Genomic DNA, 20,486 nt, shown 5'->3' with positions numbered 1-20,486 from the left:
ATTTTAAAGTTCGCTTTCGCGAAAGCGTGATGCATATTTGTCTCATCAAACAACAAAAACCACACAATTATGAAAACTTTCATCACAACAATCGCATTATTTATTTCTCTATTAAGTTTTGCTCAAGAAACAACACACACTTTAAAAGTTACCGTTCCTAACGCCACCAGCGATAAAGGTGAGATGGTATTTGCACTTAATACTAAAGAAACATTTATGGTAGCAGCACCTGTGCAAAGCGCTGCGGTAAAAATTGAAGATGGAGTAGCGACTGTAACATTTGAAAATGTTGCACCAGGAGAATATGCTATTATCGTATTACATGACTTAAATGGTAATCAAAGAATGGACTTTAAAGACGGTATGCCTGCTGAAAATTATAACGTAAGTGGAGGACAGATGAGTTTTGGACCACCGGTATTTGGAGATGCAAAGTTTACCTTAAAGGAAGATACAGAAATGAGTATTAGACTATAGATTTATCTATCAGTCAGTATAAATCCCATTACTTAAATATGTAATGGGATTTTTTAATTTAAAGAGATCAGTAAATGCAAGGTGTTTTAAGACTGAATTGCAACGACTTAAAAGTTAATTCTATACAAAAGCATTATATAGACTAGCGGCTAGCGATTAACTTTACCTATATGAATGTATTAATAACAGGTGCCACTGGTCTAGTAGGCTCGCAAATAGCAGATCAATTTCTTTCAAAAGGACATACCGTTCACTATCTAACCACACGGTCTAATGCCATTAAAACAGAACCTAATTATAAAGGGTTTTTGTGGAATGTTACAAACATGACCATAGATTCTAGTTGTATCGATGGTGTAGATACCATAATCCATCTTGCTGGAGAATCTGTTTTTCAACGTTGGACTGCAGCGGCCAAAGAAAGTATTATGTCCAGCCGTATTAATAGTACACAACTATTAGTAGATTTATTAAAGGATAATGATCATCAAGTTAAACAAGTGATTACTGCTAGTGCTATCGGTATATATCCAGATGATCAAGATGCCGAGGCTTTTAAAGAAAACGACATTCCACCATATGCAGATAATTATCTGGCAGACGTTTGTATTGCATGGGAAAGTATAGCACAACAATTTAGAGCAACAGGAGTCAAACTATCTATAGTAAGAATAGGTATAGTTTTAGCTGCGCAAGGTGGTGCACTAGAACAAATGGCACAACCTGTTAAGTACTATGCAGGTGCAGGATTTGGAAATGGTAAAATGTGGCAAAGCTGGATTGCCATAGATGATCTAGTAGGTATTTTTTATTACCTGTCTGAAAAAAGACTAGAAGGAGTCTATAATGGAGTAGCGCCTCATCCCGTACGCAATAGACCTATGATGGAAGCAATAGGTAAAGCAATGGGCAAGCCCGTATTTTTACCTAATGTGCCTCAATTTGTAATGAAACTAATGCTAGGTGAAATGGCAGCTGTAGTATTATCGAGTCAGCATGTAAGTAGTGCTAGAATAGAGGAAGCTGGATATCAATTTCAATATCCGCAACTAGATCAGGCGCTTGAAAGATATATTGATTAATCAATCTAACTATCTTTAAAATTATTTAAATAAAAAATCCCTGAGCAACAGCTCAGGGATTTTTCTTTCAATCTACACTCAAATCTTAATTACTTTGTAGCAACTAGATTTACAGTCAGTTTAATATCGTCTGCGATAGCGCTGTCTAGTACCTTATCACTAAAGGTTTGTGAACCATACTTAATTCCCCAATCCGTACGATTAATTGTAAATTCTTCACTATCTAACATCATTTTATCACCGTCGTAAGCAACAGTTACAGGGAAAGTTACATTTTTAGTAACGTCTTTAAGAGTCAGGTTACCAGATAACATATTACCTTCAATACCAGTTACAACAAATTTTGCAGTAGGATATTTGTTTACATTAAAGAAGTCAGTTTCAGTTCCTTCAACAGTACCAGATAAATGATTCTTTAATTTCATAGCGCCTTCACCTTCTATGTCAGTTACTTCAATACTATTCATATCGATGGTAAACTCACCACTTTCTAATGTCTCACCATTAACGGTTACCATACCGCTGGCTAAAGAAATATTACCAGTATGATCTGCAGTAGGTTTAGAACCTACCCATGCAATGTTAGACGCTGCCGTATCTACCTTATAAGTTACGGCCTCAACAGTTGCTTGTGCCTCAGCCTCAGCAGCAGTAGCTTCAACTTCATTTTGTGCATCTTTACATGACATAGTAAATGCTACAACAGCAGCCATTCCTACTAATTTTATTGATGTTTTGTTCATTGTTTTGATTTTTAAATTAAGACTGTAAAATTAAATGTACCTACAAATAAAGCCGTTAAAACTATATTAAATATTTCAGTGACATTTTGACATTGATGTTGATGTGGCAGTACTTTTGAGTATAGGATGTAGAATGAGCAAAAGGGCTGTTTTAATTACGCTTTCGCGAAAGCGTGATTTTATAATAATAGCAATATGTTAACCATTAATTCCTAACAAAACTAGGAGACCAGTTATGGCAAAGAATAAAAAAGAAGAACAAGAATTAAAAGATCTAGAGGCACAAACTGTTGATCAACAAGAAGATGTTAATGACAAAGCTGCTGTTGAAGAGCAAGAGCAAAAGGATCCTATAGTAGAATTAGAAGAGCAACTACAGCAAGAAAAAGATAAGTTTTTAAGATTGTTTGCTGAGTTTGAAAATTTTAAAAGACGTACTGCAAAAGAGCGTAATGAGTTATTTAAAACTGCTGGAGAAGGAGTTTTAAAGGACATGTTGCCAGTTATAGACGATTTTGACAGAGCGATGATTGAGATCAATAAGTCAGAAGAAAAAAACCTTATTGAAGGTGTGACTCTTATATCTAATAAATTGCGCAATACCTTAAAAGCTAAAGGACTAGAGCAAATGGAAGTTAGATCAGGAGATGCTTTTAATGCAGACTATCATGAGGCCATCACACAAATACCTGCGCCTAGTGATGAGATGAAAGGTAAAATAATAGACGTAATCGAACAAGGTTATAAACTGGGTGACAAAATTATACGTTACCCTAAAGTAGTTATAGGACAATAACATGGCAGATTTTTATGACATATTAGGCATTTCAAAAAGTGCCACGGCTGCAGAGATTAAAAAAGCTTATCGTAAGAAAGCCATAGAATTTCACCCAGATAAAAATCCAGGTGATGAAACTGCCGAAGAGAACTTTAAGAAAGCTGCAGAAGCTTATGAAACCTTAAGTGATCCACAAAAAAAATCACGTTATGACCAGTTAGGTCATCAGGCGTATACTTCTGGCGGTGCTGGCGGTTTCGGTGGTGCTGGTGGTTTTGGCGGTATGGATATGGATGACATATTCAGCCAGTTTGGTGACATATTTGGCGGTGGCGGTTTCTCAGGTTTCGGTGGCGGCGGCGGCTTTGGCGGCGGTGGACGTCGTAGGGTTAAAGGTAAAGATTTACGTATAAGAGTGTCTTTAACACTAGAAGAAGCAGCAGTAGGAGTTGAGAAAAAAGTTAAGGTAAAGCGTAAAAAGCAAGCACCTGGTGTTACTTATAAAACATGTTCTACTTGTGGTGGATCTGGTCAGGTAACACGTATACAAAATACCATATTAGGTCGTATGCAAACTAGCGCTCCATGTAATGTTTGTGGCGGTGCTGGGCAAACCATGGATAAAAAACCAGCTGGCGCAGATGCTCAAGGTCTAATTATAGACGAAGAAACAGTATCTATTAAAATACCTGCTGGTGTAGAAACCGACATGAGACTTAAAGTTAGTGGTAAAGGTAATGAGGCGCCAGGTAATGGTGTATCAGGTGATTTACTAGTAGATATAGAAGTTAAAGAACATGCTGAGCTGCAGCGTGAAGGTAATAATCTACATTATGATCTATATGTTAGTGTGCCTGAGGCTGTATTAGGTACTACTAAAGAGATACAAACGGTTACTGGTAAAGTACGCATACCTATTGAAGCTGGAATCCAAAGTGGTAAAATTCTAAGATTACGTGGTAAGGGAATGCCTAGTGTCAATGGATATGCAACGGGTGATTTATTAGTACATGTTAATGTATGGACACCACGTAATTTATCAAGAGATCAAAAAGAGTTTTTTGAATCTATGATGGCAGATTCACATTTTGAACCAGCACCTGAAAAAGGTGACAAATCTTTCTTTGAAAAAGTGAAGGATATGTTTTCTTAAAATAATCTTAAATAATTGAAAATTTAATTATATATTTGGTTTAACAATTGGTTAACCAACCAAATGTTATTTTTCTTTTTCATAGCAATTTTTCCCACCTTACTATCAATTAGCAAGGTGGGTTTTTTGTTATTTGTAACCTAAATAAATGCAAATGCTCGCTAGATGGTGCGATATATTTTTAAATTAGCGAGCTTTAGATAAAATATGAAGAACACGCTTGAAGCAAGACACATTGTAAAACGTTATGGAGACTTTACTGCACTCAATGATGTTAATATTGCAGTTCCTAAAGGAAGTGTTTACGGACTGCTGGGACCTAATGGTGCTGGTAAAACCTCTTTAATAAGAATTATTAACCAGATCACCATGCCAGATGGTGGTGAAATTCTTCTTAATGGAGAACCTCTAGAGCCTAAACATATTTCTCAAATAGGATATATGCCCGAGGAACGAGGTCTTTATAAATCTATGAAAGTAGGTGAACAGTGTATATATCTAGCCATGCTTAAAGGTCTTTCAAAATCTGAGGCAAAAACAAAACTTAAGTATTGGTTTGATAGATTAGGAATGCAAGGATGGTGGAATAAAAAATTACAAGAGCTATCTAAAGGTATGGCTCAAAAAGTACAATTTATTGTAACCGTACTACACGAGCCAGATTTACTAATCTTTGATGAACCGTTTTCTGGCTTTGATCCTGTAAATGCAAATCTAATAAAGGATGAAATCTTACAATTAAGAGATCAAGGTGCAACGATAATATTTTCTACACACCGTATGGAAAGTGTAGAAGAAATGTGTGATCATATTGCACTAATAAATAAGTCTAATGTTGTTTTGAGCGGTAAGCTTAATGAGGTGAAGCAACGATTCCGTAATAGAGAATATGCTGTATCTCTTATCACATCAGATAATAATCATGCGCTGCTATCTATACCAGATTTTTATAACGCACAAGGTATAGAGTTGTCTGGTTTAGATAATACTCTAGATTTTAAAATAAAACTGCCAGAAGATGTGACGATAGCCCAATCATTAAATGATTTAACTAGCTTAGGCGAGTTAACTCATTTTAGTGAAATTATACCTAGTGTGAATGATATCTTTATTAAAACAGTGAAGCAAGATGGATAAGTTGTGGCTTATAATTAAAAGAGAGTACCTTAATAAGGTGAGAAATAGAACATTTATCATCATGACTTTTGTGAGTCCGTTGATATTTGTAGGTGTTGCATTGTTAGTAGGTTTTTTAACTAGCCTTAATAACGATACTACTAGAAAAATAGCAATTCTAGATGAAACTACCATCTATGCACCATTATTTGAGGATTCAGATCGTACAGATTATATTACCCTAGATAACGATAACTTACAAACTGCAATAGATGCTAGCAAAACTGCAGATTATTATGGTTTAATACATATTAGTAAAAAGAATAATCAATTAGGTGAGGTAACCTTTTACTCTGATGATTCTCCGTCTCTAGGTTTTATTAATGAGATTGAAGATAAAATTAGTAAGAAAGCTACTGAAGATCAATTAATATCAAGAGGTATTAATCTAGAAACTATCCAAGAGTCTAAAATTACAACAGATTTACAATTACAAAGTTATACTGGTGTACAAACTAGTAAGGCAAATGGATGGATAAAAATGGCTTTCGGTGGTGGTGCAGGATACTTATTAATGATGTTTATAATTATATATGGTAATATGGTAATGCGATCGGTAATTGAAGAAAAGACCAATCGAATCATAGAAATAATTATTAGTTCCGTTAAACCTATTTATTTGATGATAGGAAAAATCACGGGTACATCACTAGCAGGGATCACTCAATTTATAATTTGGGTTTTTCTCGGAGGTATACTATTTACTATAGCAAGTACTTTTTTAGGTCCAGAAGCAGTACAAAGTCCAGGTAATGATATGGCCATGTCTCAATTAGAGAATATGGATAAAATGCAGCTTATCATTAATGATATCATGCAATTGCCATTATTAAAGCTTGTAATATGCTTCTTTATTTATTTTATAGGAGGCTACTTTTTATATGCCGCAATTTATACTGCGATAGGTGCTGCTGTGGATAATGAAACTGATACACAGCAATTCATGCTTCCAGTTATATTACCATTAATACTATCAATTTATGTTGGGTTCTTTTCGGTTATGGATAATCCACATGGAACTGTAGCAGTAGTATTCTCGTATATACCATTAACTTCTCCTATAGTGATGTTAATGCGTATTCCTTTTGGAGATATTACCTATTGGGAAATAGGGCTCAGTATGATTTTGTTATATGTAAGTATATTTGGTGTAGCCTGGTTTGCTGCAAAAATATATCGAGTAGGTATATTAATGTATGGTAAGAAGACCAACTGGAAAGAACTTTATAAATGGCTTAAGTATTAATGAAAGAACTTTGGAAAAAGCTTAAAGGATTCTTTGATTATGAAATCATCAGTGCTGAAAAACCTGGGGATTTTCATCTAGACGCCGGTCATATCATACTGGCTATACTAGCTATCGTTGTAGCATCGCTTGCATTAAGAGGTATAAAAAGACTTCTCACACGTAAGATGGATGAAACAGACAAACTTAAATTTGATAGCATTTTCAAGTTTTTCAATTACATTGTTTACATTATAGTTATAATTATCGTTCTCAACAGTTCAGGTGTTGACTTAACTGCTATATTAACGGCTAGTGCGGCATTATTTGTAGGGATAGGTTTTGCCTTGCAAGATTTTTTTAAAGATATTATCGCAGGTATTACCATTTTAGTTGATAAATCATTGCTAGTAAATGATATAATCGAAATGGAAGGTAAGGTAGGGCGTGTTTTTGAAATAAGACTGCGTACAACACGTGCAATCACAAGAGATGATAAAGTTTTAGTCATACCAAATCATTTATTTTTACAACAAACCATATATAATTACACTCAAAATCACCCCAAAACTAGGGAGAATATACAAGTAGGTGTTGCTTATGGTAGTGATACAGAGTTAGTTAAACGACTTCTTTTAGAATGTGCAGCAGCTCAAAGTGGTGTACTTAAGAGCCCGCAACCTTTTGTATTATTCAATAATTTTGGAGATAGTGCGTTAGAATTTGCCTTGTACTTTTTTGTGAGAGATAGTTTTGTGGATCCTCGTATTAAAAGTGAGTTGCGATTTGCTATTGATAAATCTTTTAGAGCACATAAAGTATCTATACCATTTCCACAACGCGATGTTCATATTTTTCAATCAAACGATAATTCCATTTAATGTTTAATAGACTTCTAATTTGTTTTTTTATACTCGCTTTCGCGAAAGCGTATTCACAAGGAACCGATTTGTTCCGTTCAGAGTATACTTATTTCCCACAGCGCAATTCTGATAATAGCTTCAGGAGATTTAGAACATTTGTTAATGTGCCTCTTAAAGTAGGTGAGGGAACTTATCTAGTACCATATCTAGAATATAGAAACGTACATCTAGTGGTTAAAGATTCAGAAGATTTTAGACAGTTCGGTACAGATCGATATGAAAGTTATGAAGTTGCCTTAGGTTATACAACGCCTATGAAAAATAATTGGCGCTTTGGTTCTCGACTAGGTGTATTAGCGGCATCAAATTTTGATGCGGGAAAGGCGATAAGTGATGACTACTTTCTAACAGCAAGTGCTTACTTAATTAAAAGTATGACTAAACGTGAAGATGGAGGTAAACCATGGCGTCTAGTTGTAGGAGTGCAGTATTCTACAACGGCTGGTAGACCATTTCCATTACCTTATTTGAACTATTATAGAGAGTTTGCACCTAATTGGAGCTTTACTCTAGGAGCTCCTAAAATGAATCTAGTATACCGTTTCAATGATAAAAATATGGTTCAGTTATATGCTAGATTAGATGGGTTTTATGGAAATATTCAAAATAATGTGAGTACTACTAACGGTCTAGCAGATAACGTTTCTATGACTACAGCTATGGCTGGACCAGGATATCAGTACAACTTTACAAAGCACATTAGTGTTTATGTCTATACTGGATATACTATCTTTAACGACATAAGATTAAGAGATGCAGGTGGAGATGATGTAAAAAATGTAAATGACAGTAATACGTTCTATTCTAGAGCAGGTATAAAATTTAAAATATAAATGGCAAATATTCTATTAATAGAGGATGAGGCGGCGATAAGACGTGTCTTAAGTAAAATACTATCTGAGGAGAATAAAAATTATACTGTTACAGAGGCAGTAGATGGGTTAGAAGGTATAGAACTTATTAAAAAAGACGATTATGATCTTGTACTTTGCGATATTAAAATGCCTAAAATGGATGGTGTTGAGGTACTAGAGGCTATCAAAAAAATTAAACCAGAAATTCCTGTAGTAATGATATCTGGACATGGCGATTTAGATACTGCTGTAAATACCATGCGTTTAGGTGCGTTTGATTATATTTCTAAGCCACCAGATTTAAATAGATTGCTTAATACCGTACGTAACGCACTAGATCGTAAAAACCTAGTTGTAGAAAACAAACGTCTCAAAAAGAAGGTTAGTAAAAACTATGAGATGATAGGGAATAGTGAGCTTATAGTTATTATCAAAAATATAATTGAAAAGGTAGCACCTACAGATGCTCGTGTACTTATCACCGGAGGAAACGGTACAGGTAAAGAGTTGGTAGCGCACTGGTTACATGAAAAAAGTCATCGATCTAATGCACCTTTTATAGAGGTAAACTGTGCTGCAATACCTGGTGAATTGATAGAGAGTGAATTGTTTGGTCATGTAAAGGGTAGTTTTACAGGTGCTAATAAAGATCGTGCAGGTAAATTTGAGGCTGCAAACGGAGGTACTATTTTCCTAGATGAGATAGGAGATATGAGTCTTAATGCACAAGCAAAGGTGCTACGTGCTTTACAAGAGAATAAAATACAAAGAGTAGGTAGTGATAAAGATATCAAAGTCGATGTGCGTATTCTAGCGGCTACCAATAAGGATCTCAAAAATGAGATTTCAGAAAATAAATTTAGGGAAGACTTATATCACAGGTTAGCGGTCATTTTGATCAATGTACCATCACTCAATGATAGACGAGAAGATATTCCTTTATTAATAAAACATTTTGCAGCAAAAATTGCCAAAGAACAAGGCGGAACAACTAAAGAATTTTCGGAAAAAGCAATAGGTAAATTACAAAATTATGATTGGACTGGTAATATTAGGGAATTACGAAATGTTGTGGAACGATTAATTATTTTAGGAAGTGAAGAGATAAGTGAAACAGATGTTAATTCATTTGCTAGTAAATAACATTTTTTATGAAAACTAAACCTTTAGATTATCTAGCCAAAGGAGATATCGATTTAAATAAATTTGATACACTTCCTAAAAAAATGTTGAGTAAGAAAGAAGCAAATGCTGCGCTAGAAAAATCTCGTAGAGCCTTAGCGCAATTTCAAGAAAAATTATATGCTCATGATCGTCACTCAGTGCTGGTTTGTTTTCAAGGTATGGACACAGCAGGTAAAGATAGTTTAGTAAGGGAGGTTTTTAAAGATTTTAATGTTCGTGGTGTCGTGCAACATAGTTTTAAGGTTCCTACAGATCTTGAATTGTCTCATGGATATTTATGGCGCCACTACATCGCATTACCTTCCAAAGGGCATTTTGGTATATTTAATCGTACCCATTATGAGAATGTTTTAGTTACACGTGTGCATCCAGAGTATTTAATGGCTGAGAGTTTACCAGGTATTAATCATCCCGAGGATGTAAATCAGGAATTTTGGGATATGCGCTTTGAACAGATAAATAATTTTGAAAAAGAACTGTCACAAAATGGCACCTATGTTTTTAAATTTTTCTTGAATATATCCAAAGACGAGCAAAAGAATAGGTTACTTAGAAGATTGCATTTGCCAGAGAAAAATTGGAAATTTTCTGGTGGAGACCTCAAAGAAAGAGCTCTCTGGGATAAATATATGAGTTGTTATGAAGAAGCCATATCTAAAACATCAACAGATCTAGCACCATGGTATATCATACCATCTGATGATAAGCCTATGGCACGTAAGATAGTCTGTGATATTCTATTACAATCTTTAGAATCCAAAAATCATATTGTAATGCCTCAATTAGATGATAATGCGATAGGTCAAATTGATAAGTATATTAAGGTGTTAGAGAACGAGTAGTTGTTCATTAAGGTCCTTTAGTGAAGAGCGTCCTTTTTAAACATTTCTTTATCTTTATTTAAGTAGTCCTTTGTCGTTATATTTGGCCTCTTTTAATAACACATGGCATTACAAGATTATACACGTGAATTTGGTAGAAATTTAAATATCGCTTACCCTATAATGGCTGGGCAAATAGCGCATCTTCTAGTTGCATTTGCTGATAATGTAATGGTTGGAAAATTGGGGGATGCTCAGTTAGCGGCTGTATCCTTAGGAAATACTCTAATTTTTATAGCTCTTAGTATAGGTATTGGATTTTCCTTTGCCATAACACCTTTAGTTGCTGAAGCTGATGCTAAAGGTAATTTTCAAAAGGTTAAAAGTATCTTTCATAACGGTGTTTTAGTTTCAACTATAAATGGAGTGTTACTGTGTATTCTTCTTTTTCTCTCTGAACCCATTCTCTTTTTTCTGGATCAGCCAGATGAGGTGATAGTATTAGCTATCCCATATATGAGAATTGTGGCTTTTTCAATGATACCATTGATGATTTTTCAATCAATTAAGCAATTTTCAGATGGTCTATCTAAGACCGTATTTGCCATGCAGGCAACAATAGTAGCAAACATTGTAAATATTATTTTAAATTATCTTTTAATCTATGGTGAATTTGGTTTTCCTAGATTAGAGGTTGAAGGAGCTGCCTACGGTACATTGGTAGCTAGAATATTAATGGTACCGGTGTTAATTTTTTTGCTTACGCGAAAGGTGGAGCTTAAAAAATATTTTACATTAATAGAATCTTTCTCTGTAAGCATAATTAAGAAATTACTTCATTTAGGATTTCCTACAGCTCTACAAATGTTTTTCGAGGTTAGTCTATTTACAGCAGCGATAATTTTAAGTGGTGTATTAGGTACTAAAAATCAAGCAGCAAATCAAATAGCTCTCAACTTATCTGCAATGACTTTTATGGTAGGTGTTGGACTAAGTGTTACCGCGACAATCAGAGTCGGGAATCAATTAGGAGCTGGTAATATTACTGAGTTAAAGAGAATTGCAAGATCTATATTCCTACTGACTTTGATCTTTGATGTTTTTTTTGCTTTAATGTTTTACTCTTTTAGAGCTCAATTACCTTGGGTCTATATTGATGATATAGAAGTTGTTAAAATAGCGTCTAGTCTATTAGTTGTAGCAGCGTTTTTTCAAGTGAGTGATGGTTTGCAAGTAGTATTCTTAGGTGCTTTGCGTGGATTACAAGACGTTTGGATTCCTAGTTTAATATGTTTCGTTGCGTACTGGTTGATAGGATTTCCTGTATCTTATTATTTAGGAATAATACTAGACTATGATGGGCAAGGTATATGGATGGGACTTTTATTAGGCTTAAGTGTTTCAAGTATTCTCATGTATTTGCGATATCGTTATCTGATAAAGTTATATGAGTTAGAATAATTCGGATAGGATGATTTGTAATTAGTTGTTTGTATGTGTGTTATAAATTATTTTAATTTATTTAGTTAAAAAGTTTGGTTGATAGAGAAAAACGTGAGTATATTTGCACCCGCTTTGCAGCAGACATGATGTCAGAAGTAGAGCGTTAGTTCTTCAGAGAAGGTTAAAATACTAGTACGAGAATCGGGAGAGGATTGGCAAAGTTTTGATTTTATAATTTGAAGTAGTTCATTGAGATTTTGATTGACAGCACAAAATAAATAATAAGAAGATATTTTGATAATATTTTCTGGTAAGATTTAATATAGATAAACACAATTACGCTAATTAAGTAGTATTAATTATATAGATCAATAAATGATCTTTAAAAAGATTCTACGATGAAGAGTTTGATCCTGGCTCAGGATGAACGCTAGCGGCAGGCCTAACACATGCAAGTCGAGGGGTAACAGAGAGAGCTTGCTCTTTGCTGACGACCGGCGCACGGGTGCGTAACGCGTATACAATCTACCTATCACTGAGGGATAGCCCGAAGAAATTTGGATTAATACCTCATAGTATTATGAGATCGCATGATTTTATAATTAAAGGTTACGGTGATAGATGAGTATGCGTCCTATTAGCTAGATGGAGAGGTAAAGGCTCCCCATGGCTACGATAGGTAGGGGTCCTGAGAGGGAGATCCCCCACACTGGTACTGAGACACGGACCAGACTCCTACGGGAGGCAGCAGTGAGGAATATTGGACAATGGGCGCAAGCCTGATCCAGCCATGCCGCGTGTAGGAAGACGGCCCTATGGGTTGTAAACTACTTTTATACGGGAAGAAACCTATCCTCGTGAGGATAGCTGACGGTACCGTAAGAATAAGCACCGGCTAACTCCGTGCCAGCAGCCGCGGTAATACGGAGGGTGCAAGCGTTATCCGGAATCATTGGGTTTAAAGGGTCCGTAGGCGGGCTAATAAGTCAGTGGTGAAATGCAGGGGCTCAACTCCGGCACTGCCATTGATACTGTTAGTCTTGAATTATTGTGAAGTGGTTAGAATATGTAGTGTAGCGGTGAAATGCTTAGATATTACATAGAATACCGATTGCGAAGGCAGATCACTAACAATATATTGACGCTGATGGACGAAAGCGTGGGTAGCGAACAGGATTAGATACCCTGGTAGTCCACGCCGTAAACGATGGTTACTAGCTGTTTGGACGAATTGACGTCTGAGTGGCCAAGCGAAAGTGATAAGTAACCCACCTGGGGAGTACGTTCGCAAGAATGAAACTCAAAGGAATTGACGGGGGCCCGCACAAGCGGTGGAGCATGTGGTTTAATTCGATGATACGCGAGGAACCTTACCAGGGCTTAAATGTAGTATGACAGATTTGGAAACAGATTTTTCTTCGGACATATTACAAGGTGCTGCATGGTTGTCGTCAGCTCGTGCCGTGAGGTGTCAGGTTAAGTCCTATAACGAGCGCAACCCCTATTGCTAGTTGCCAGCGAGTCAAGTCGGGGACTCTAGCGAGACTGCCGGTGCAAACCGTGAGGAAGGTGGGGATGACGTCAAATCATCACGGCCCTTACGTCCTGGGCCACACACGTGCTACAATGGTAGGGACAGAGAGCAGCCACCACGCGAGTGGGAGCGAATCTATAAACCCTATCACAGTTCGGATCGTAGTCTGCAACTCGACTACGTGAAGCTGGAATCGCTAGTAATCGCATATCAGCCATGATGCGGTGAATACGTTCCCGGGCCTTGTACACACCGCCCGTCAAGCCATGGAAGCTGGGGGTACCTGAAGTCGGTGACCGCAAGGAGCTGCCTAGGGTAAAACCGGTAACTGGGGCTAAGTCGTAACAAGGTAGCCGTACCGGAAGGTGCGGCTGGAACACCTCCTTTCTGGAGTTCCTGAAATAATGGAACAACAATAGATTTATGTGGTTAAGCTATTTAGTTAGCGTGTTTATTTATGTTTAAAAGTTGTCAATCTTGATATATTAAGTCGAAAAGACTTTTGATTAGATGGTTATGTCTGTTTAATTAAACAGTCTCATAGCTCAGCTGGTTAGAGCGCTACACTGATAATGTAGAGGTCGGCAGTTCGAGTCTGCCTGAGACTACAATGCATAGTTTACTATGTGATAGTTCATTAAAATATTTAAAGGAAATTCTAGAGGTTGGTTATTCAACATTGCTAATTCTGAATGCAACATTCTGAATTTTATAATGGGGGATTAGCTCAGCTGGCTAGAGCGCCTGCCTTGCACGCAGGAGGTCATCGGTTCGACTCCGATATTCTCCACAATAATAAGTTGTAAGACTTATAACGTTCATTGACATATTGAAAAGATTAAACGAGAAACGAATAGGTACATTAAGTTGTATTTATTATAGTAAATATTGAATATTAAAAGCAAGGCTTTTATTTTGTATCGTTGCAAGATAAATAAGAATACCATAAGCAAATTAAGGGCGTATGGGGAATGCCTAGGCTCTCAGAGGCGATGAAGGACGTGATAAGCTGCGATAAGCTGTGGGGATTGGCACATACAATTTGATCCGCAGATTTCCGAATGGGGCAACCCGGCATATTGAAGATATGTCATCTGTAAAGAAGCAAACCCGGTGAACTGAAACATCTAAGTAGCCGGAGGAAGAGAAAACAAAAGTGATTCCGCTAGTAGTGGCGAGCGAACGCGGAATAGCCCAAACCAATTAGGTTACGGCCTAATTGGGGTTGTAGGACCACGCTATTTGATGCATAATGAATTAGAATCCTTTGGAAAAAGGAGCCATAGAAGGTGATAGCCCTGTATAGGTAAAGAGTGTTATTGATAGTGGTATCCTGAGTAGTGCGGGGCACGTGAAACCCTGTATGAATCAAGCGGGACCATCCGCTAAGGCTAAATACTCCTGAGAGACCGATAGTGAACCAGTACCGTGAGGGAAAGGTGAAAAGAACCCTGAATAAGGGAGTGAAATAGATCCTGAAACCATACGCTTACAAGCGGTCGGAGCCCTTTGGGGTGACGGCGTGCCTTTTGCATAATGAGCCTACGAGTTACCGTTGTTAGCAAGGTTAAGTACTTCAGGTACGTAGCCGTAGCGAAAGCGAGTCTGAATAGGGCGTATAGTTAGCAGTGGTAGACGCGAAACCGTGTGATCTACCCATGGGCAGGGTGAAGCTGTGGTAACACACAGTGGAGGCCCGAACCGGTTGACGTTGAAAAGTCTTCGGATGACCTGTGGGTAGGGGTGAAAGGCCAATCAAACTCGGAAATAGCTCGTACTCCCCGAAATGCATTTAGGTGCAGCGTTGATTTAGTTTTATAGAGGTAGAGCTACTGATTGGATGCGGGGGCTTCACCGCCTACCAATTCCTGACAAACTCCGAATGCTATAAAATGATGATCAGCAGTGAGGGCATGGGTGCTAAGGTCCATGTCCGAAAGGGAAAGAACCCGGACCATCAGCTAAGGTCCCCAAATATATGTTAAGTTGAATAAACGAGGTTGTACTGCATTGACAGCTAGGATGTTGGCTTGGAAGCAGCCATTCATTTAAAGAGTGCGTAACAGCTCACTAGTCGAGCGGTACGGCATGGATAATAATCGGGCATAAACATATTACCGAAGCTATGGACTCTACGGAGTGGTAGGGGAGCATTCTATGGGCGTTGAAGGAGAATTGTGAAGTTTTCTGGAGCGTATAGAAACGAAAATGTAGGCATAAGTAACGATAAAGGGAGCGAGAAACTCCCTCACCGAAAGACCAAGGTTTCCTCAGCTATGCTAATCAGCTGAGGGTTAGTCGGGTCCTAACGCGTACCCGAAGGGGGAAGTGGATGGACAACAGGTTAATATTCCTGTACCTGCTCACGCAAAAAGTGACGGAGGTGTAAATCTGGTGCGTACTGACGGAATAGTACGTTGAACTAACTTTTAAGGTTAGGATAGTACCATAAAGCTACGGCTGCATGGATAATCCAGAGGAGCAACTTCCAAGAAAAGCAAGTGAAGCAGCCCGTACCGCAAACCGACACAGGTGGTTGGGATGAGAATTCTAAGGTGCTCGAGAGATTCATGGCTAAGGAACTAGGCAAAATTGACCTGTAACTTCGGGAGAAAGGTCCCCTGCAGCAATGTGGGGCGCAGTGAAAAGATCCAAGCGACTGTTTATCAAAAACACAGGGCTCTGCTAAATCGAAAGATGATGTATAGGGCCTGACACCTGCCCGGTGCCGGAAGGTTAAGAGGAGGGTTTAGCTTCGGCGAAGATCTGAATTGAAGCCCCGGTAAACGGCGGCCGTAACTATAACGGTCCTAAGGTAGCGAAATTCCTTGTCGGGTAAGTTCCGACCTGCACGAATGGTGTAACGATTTGGATACTGTCTCAGCCATGAGCTCGGTGAAATTGTAGTATCGGTGAAGATGCCGATTACCCGCTACGGGACGAAAAGACCCCGTGCACCTTTACTATAGCTTAGTATTGATCTTGGATAAGTAATGTGTAGGATAGGTGGGAGACTATGAAGTGGCGTCGCCAGGCGTTGTGGAGTCATTGTTGAAATACCACCCTTTGCTTATTTGAGACCTAACCCCTAACGGGGGACATTGCTTGGTGGGTAGTTTGACTGGGGTGGTCGCCTCCAAAAGAGTAACGGAGGCTTCTAAAGGTACCCTCAGCACGCTTGGTAACCGTGCGTAGAGTGTAATGGCATAAGGGTGCTTGACTGAGAGACTTACAAGTCGACCAGGTTGGAAACAAGAGCATAGTGATCCGGTGGTTCCGTATGGAAGGGCCATCGCTCAAAGGATAAAAGGTACGCCGGGATAACAGGCTGATCTCCCCCAAGAGCTCACATCGACGGGGGGTTTGGCACCTCGATGTCGGCTCGTCACATCCTGGGGCTGGAGAAGGTCCCAAGGGTTGGGCTGTTCGCCCATTAAAGTGGCACGCGAGCTGGGTTCAGAACGTCGTGAGACAGTTCGGTCTCTATCTGTAGTGGGCGCAAGAAATTTGAGTGAATCTGACTTTAGTACGAGAGGACCGAGTTGGACTGACCGCTGGTGTACCAGTTGTTCCGCCAGGAGCACTGCTGGGTAGCTACGTCGGGAAGGGATAAGCGCTGAAAGCATATAAGCGCGAAACCCATCACAAGATGAGATTTCTTTAAAGGGTCGTGGGAGACTACCACGTTGATAGGTCATAGGTGTAAAGGCAGTAATGTCATAGCCGAGTGATACTAATTACCCGTAAGCTTAGGTATTCTACCCTTTAGCTTTTTATATCATGTTTATTATTATCGTTTTAAATTTCAATATGTCAACTTTTACAGTTGATTGTTTCAGCTGAACCATTAAGGTGGTTATAGCGATGGGGCTCACCTCTTACCATTCCGAACAGAGAAGTTAAGCCCATTAGCGCAGATGGTACTGCTTTATTGTGGGAGAGTATGTCGCCGCCTTCTTTTAAGTCCTTACTAAGTAATTAGTAGGGACTTTTTTATGTTTAATTTTTGATTTTATCTATCTCGCTAATTTAGATGAGTTATTTTCAGATTTCCATTTTTACTCGATGATGTAATCTAAAAGGCTTAAGATTTATAATAAATCCTTTTAGTTAAAAAGAGGATCCTGTTAAAAAAAATGTCTAATTACAAGTAAATGTAATTAGACATTTTTAAAAATATATACTTAATTTCTAGCCATTAAATAATGGATATTCGGTGATTATTTTTTTGAATTAATTTAAGTGTTTCAAGTATTCTGATGTATTTGCGATATCGTTACCTGATAAAGTTATATGAGTTAGAATAATTCGGATAGATGTTTGTAATTAGTTGTTTGTATGTGTGTTATAAATTATTTTAATTTATTTAGTTAAAAGTTTGGTTGATAGAGAAAAACGTGAGTATATTTGCACCCGCTTTGCAGCAGACATGATGTCAGAAGTAGAGCGTTAGTTCTTCAGAGAAGGTTAAAATACTAGTACGAGAATCGGGAGAGGATTGGCAAAGTTTTGATTTTATAATTTGAAGTAGTTCATTGAGATTTTGATTGACAGCACAAAATAAATAATAAGAAGATATTTTGATAATATTTTCTGGTAAGATTTAATATAGATAAACACAATTACGCTAATTAAGTAGTATTAATTATATAGATCAATAAATGATCTTTAAAAAGATTCTACGATGAAGAGTTTGATCCTGGCTCAGGATGAACGCTAGCGGCAGGCCTAACACATGCAAGTCGAGGGTAACAGAGAGAGCTTGCTCTTTGCTGACGACCGGCGCACGGGTGCGTAACGCGTATACAATCTACCTATCACTGAGGGATAGCCCGAAGAATTTGGATTAATACCTCATAGTATTATGAGATCGCATGATTTATAATTAAAGGTTACGGTGATAGATGAGTATGCGTCCTATTAGCTAGATGGAGAGGTAAGGCTCCCCATGGCTACGATAGGTAGGGTCCTGAGAGGGAGATCCCCACACTGGTACTGAGACACGGACCAGACTCCTACGGGAGGCAGCAGTGAGGAATATTGGACAATGGGCGCAAGCCTGATCCAGCCATGCCGCGTGTAGGAAGACGGCCCTATGGGTGTAAACTACTTTTATACGGGAAGAAACCTATCCTCGTGAGGATAGCTGACGGTACCGTAAGAATAAGCACCGGCTAACTCCGTGCCAGCAGCCGCGGTAATACGGAGGGTGCAAGCGTTATCCGGAATCATTGGGTTAAAGGGTCCGTAGGCGGGCTAATAAGTCAGTGGTGAAATGCAGGGGCTCAACTCCGGCACTGCCATTGATACTGTTAGTCTTGAATTATTGTGAAGTGGTTAGAATATGTGTGTAGCGGTGAAATGCTTAGATATTACATAGAATACCGATTGCGAAGGCAGATCACTAACAATATATTGACGCTGATGGACGAAAGCGTGGGTAGCGAACAGGATTAGATACCCTGGTAGTCCACGCCGTAAACGATGGTTACTAGCTGTTTGGACGAATTGACGTCTGAGTGGCCAAGCGAAAGTGATAAGTAACCCACCTGGGGAGTACGTTCGCAAGAATGAAACTCAAAGGAATTGACGGGGCCCGCACAAGCGGTGGAGCATGTGGTTTAATTCGATGATACGCGAGGAACCTTACCAGGGCTTAAATGTAGTATGATAGATTTGGAAACAGATTTTTCTTCGGACATATTACAAGTGCTGCATGGTTGTCGTCAGCTCGTGCCGTGAGGTGTCAGGTTAAGTCCTATAACGAGCGCAACCCCTATTGCTAGTTGCCAGCGAGTCAAGTCGGGGACTCTAGCGAGACTGCCGGTGCAAACCGTGAGGAAGGTGGGGATGACGTCAAATCATCACGGCCCTTACGTCCTGGGCCACACACGTGCTACAATGGTAGGGACAGAGAGCAGCCACCACGCGAGTGGAGCGAATCTATAAACCCTATCACAGTTCGGATCGTAGTCTGCAACTCGACTACGTGAAGCTGGAATCGCTAGTAATCGCATATCAGCCATGATGCGGTGAATACGTTCCCGGCCTTGTACACACCGCCCGTCAAGCCATGGAAGCTGGGGTACCTGAAGTCGGTGACCGCAAGGAGCTGCCTAGGGTAAAACCGGTAACTGGGCTAAGTCGTAACAAGGTAGCCGTACCGGAAGGTGCGGCTGGAACACCTCCTTTCTGGAGTTCCTGAAATAATGGAACAACAATAGATTTATGTGGTTAAGCTATTTAGTTAGCGTGTTTATTATGTTAAAAGTTCAATCTTGATATATTAAGTCGAAAAGACTTTTGATTAGATGGTTATGTCTGTTTAATTAAACAGTCTCATAGCTCAGCTGGTTAGAGCGCTACACTGATAATGTAGAGGTCGGCAGTTCGAGTCTGCCTGAGACTACAATGCATAGTTTACTATGTGATAGTTCATTAAAATATTTAAAGGAAATTCTAGAGGTTGGTTATTCAACATTGCTAATTCTGAATGCAACATTCTGAATTTTATAATGGGGATTAGCTCAGCTGGCTAGAGCGCCTGCCTTGCACGCAGGAGGTCATCGGTTCGACTCCGATATTCTCCACAATAATAAGTTGTAAGACTTATAACGTTCATTGACATATTGAAAAGATTAAACGAGAAACGAAAGGTACATTAAGTTGTATTTATTATAGTAAATATTGAATATTAAAAGCAAGGCTTTATTTTGTATCGTTGCAAGATAAATAAGAATACCATAAGCAAATTAAGGGCGTATGGGAATGCCTAGGCTCTCAGAGGCGATGAAGGACGTGATAAGCTGCGATAAGCTGTGGGGATTGGCACATACAATTTGATCCGCAGATTCCGAATGGGGCAACCCGCATATTGAAGATATGTCATCTGTAAAGAAGCAAACCGGTGAACTGAAACATCTAAGTAGCCGGAGGAAGAGAAAACAAAAGTGATTCCCTAGTAGTGGCGAGCGAACGCGGAATAGCCCAAACCAATTAGGTTACGGCCTAATTGGGGTTGTAGGACCACGCTATTTGATGCATAATGAATTAGAATCCTTTGGAAAAAGGAGCCATAGAAGGTGATAGCCC

Annotated in this window: 12 protein-coding genes, 4 tRNA genes and 5 rRNA genes; 20 read left to right on the top strand and 1 reads right to left on the bottom strand. The window is 38.7% G+C overall.

Annotation, left to right across the window (positions count from 1 at the left end):
* Positions 1-69: 69 nt before the first annotated feature.
* Both BST92_RS00105 and BST92_RS00100 read left to right on the top strand, forming a co-directional pair.
* Positions 70-477 carry a DUF2141 domain-containing protein gene (locus tag BST92_RS00105; protein WP_105069628.1) on the top strand — a complete coding sequence of 136 codons (408 nt, stop codon included), beginning with the start codon at positions 70-72 and terminating at the stop codon, positions 475-477.
* A gap of 170 nt (positions 478-647) precedes the next feature.
* Positions 648-1,559, top strand: a complete 912-nt coding sequence (locus BST92_RS00100; RefSeq protein ID WP_105069627.1) for a TIGR01777 family oxidoreductase — start codon at positions 648-650, stop codon at positions 1,557-1,559.
* A gap of 89 nt (positions 1,560-1,648) precedes the next feature.
* On the opposite strand, the gene BST92_RS00095 is transcribed toward BST92_RS00100, so the two are convergent.
* The gene (locus BST92_RS00095; RefSeq protein ID WP_105069626.1) at positions 1,649-2,302 is read right to left on the bottom strand and encodes a YceI family protein; all 654 of its coding nucleotides are present in this window, start codon (positions 2,300-2,302) and stop codon (positions 1,649-1,651) included.
* Between the two features lie 235 nt (positions 2,303-2,537).
* On the opposite strand from BST92_RS00095, the gene BST92_RS00090 reads away from it, so the two are divergent.
* From BST92_RS00090 to BST92_RS00005, 18 genes are all read left to right on the top strand, one after another.
* On the top strand, positions 2,538-3,098 hold the full coding sequence (locus tag BST92_RS00090) for a nucleotide exchange factor GrpE (RefSeq protein WP_105069625.1): 561 nt from the start codon (positions 2,538-2,540) through the stop codon (positions 3,096-3,098).
* A gap of 1 nt (position 3,099) precedes the next feature.
* Positions 3,100-4,233: a molecular chaperone DnaJ gene (gene dnaJ, locus BST92_RS00085; RefSeq protein ID WP_105069624.1), complete on the top strand. Its 1,134-nt coding sequence runs from the start codon at positions 3,100-3,102 to the stop codon at positions 4,231-4,233.
* 207 nt (positions 4,234-4,440) lie between these two features.
* On the top strand, positions 4,441-5,370 hold the full coding sequence (locus BST92_RS00080) for an ABC transporter ATP-binding protein (RefSeq protein ID WP_105069623.1): 930 nt from the start codon (positions 4,441-4,443) through the stop codon (positions 5,368-5,370).
* Positions 5,371-5,407: 37 nt separating this feature from the next.
* Positions 5,408-6,655 carry an ABC transporter permease gene (locus BST92_RS00075; protein WP_342747813.1) on the top strand — a complete coding sequence of 416 codons (1,248 nt, stop codon included), beginning with the start codon at positions 5,408-5,410 and terminating at the stop codon, positions 6,653-6,655.
* A complete protein-coding gene (locus BST92_RS00070) occupies positions 6,655-7,515 on the top strand; it encodes a mechanosensitive ion channel family protein (RefSeq protein WP_105069621.1) in 861 nt (286 codons plus the stop codon). The genes BST92_RS00075 and BST92_RS00070 overlap by 1 nt, the downstream gene beginning before the upstream one ends.
* The gene (locus BST92_RS00065; RefSeq protein ID WP_105069620.1) at positions 7,515-8,390 is read left to right on the top strand and encodes a DUF6268 family outer membrane beta-barrel protein; all 876 of its coding nucleotides are present in this window, start codon (positions 7,515-7,517) and stop codon (positions 8,388-8,390) included. Before BST92_RS00070 ends, BST92_RS00065 begins: the two co-directional genes overlap by 1 nt.
* A complete protein-coding gene (locus tag BST92_RS00060) occupies positions 8,391-9,554 on the top strand; it encodes a sigma-54-dependent transcriptional regulator (protein ID WP_105069619.1) in 1,164 nt (387 codons plus the stop codon).
* Positions 9,555-9,562: 8 nt separating this feature from the next.
* Positions 9,563-10,438: a PPK2 family polyphosphate kinase gene (locus tag BST92_RS00055; protein ID WP_105069618.1), complete on the top strand. Its 876-nt coding sequence runs from the start codon at positions 9,563-9,565 to the stop codon at positions 10,436-10,438.
* 102 nt (positions 10,439-10,540) lie between these two features.
* Positions 10,541-11,878, top strand: coding sequence for an MATE family efflux transporter (locus BST92_RS00050; protein WP_105069617.1), 1,338 nt, complete (start codon positions 10,541-10,543; stop codon positions 11,876-11,878).
* Positions 11,879-12,255: 377 nt separating this feature from the next.
* Positions 12,256-13,781: ribosomal RNA gene (locus BST92_RS00045) — 16S ribosomal RNA — on the top strand.
* A gap of 147 nt (positions 13,782-13,928) precedes the next feature.
* Positions 13,929-14,002 (top strand) — tRNA-Ile (locus BST92_RS00040).
* Between the two features lie 108 nt (positions 14,003-14,110).
* Positions 14,111-14,184, top strand: a tRNA-Ala gene (locus BST92_RS00035).
* 153 nt (positions 14,185-14,337) lie between these two features.
* A 23S ribosomal RNA gene (locus tag BST92_RS00030) occupies positions 14,338-17,151 on the top strand.
* Positions 17,152-17,242: 91 nt separating this feature from the next.
* Positions 17,243-17,352: ribosomal RNA gene (gene rrf, locus BST92_RS00025) — 5S ribosomal RNA — on the top strand.
* A gap of 723 nt (positions 17,353-18,075) precedes the next feature.
* Positions 18,076-19,586, top strand: a 16S ribosomal RNA gene (locus BST92_RS00020).
* A 143-nt stretch (positions 19,587-19,729) separates the two neighbouring features.
* Positions 19,730-19,803, top strand: a tRNA-Ile gene (locus BST92_RS00015).
* 108 nt (positions 19,804-19,911) lie between these two features.
* A tRNA-Ala gene (locus tag BST92_RS00010) sits at positions 19,912-19,984 on the top strand.
* Between the two features lie 152 nt (positions 19,985-20,136).
* Positions 20,137-20,486: ribosomal RNA gene (locus BST92_RS00005) — 23S ribosomal RNA — on the top strand; the annotation flags it as partial.

This window comes from Nonlabens arenilitoris (assembly GCF_002954765.1).
Classification (GTDB): Bacteria; Bacteroidota; Bacteroidia; order Flavobacteriales; family Flavobacteriaceae; genus Nonlabens; species Nonlabens arenilitoris.
The sequence above is the reverse complement of the archived record's forward strand: the minus strand, read 5'-3'. Positions and strand labels throughout refer to the sequence as shown.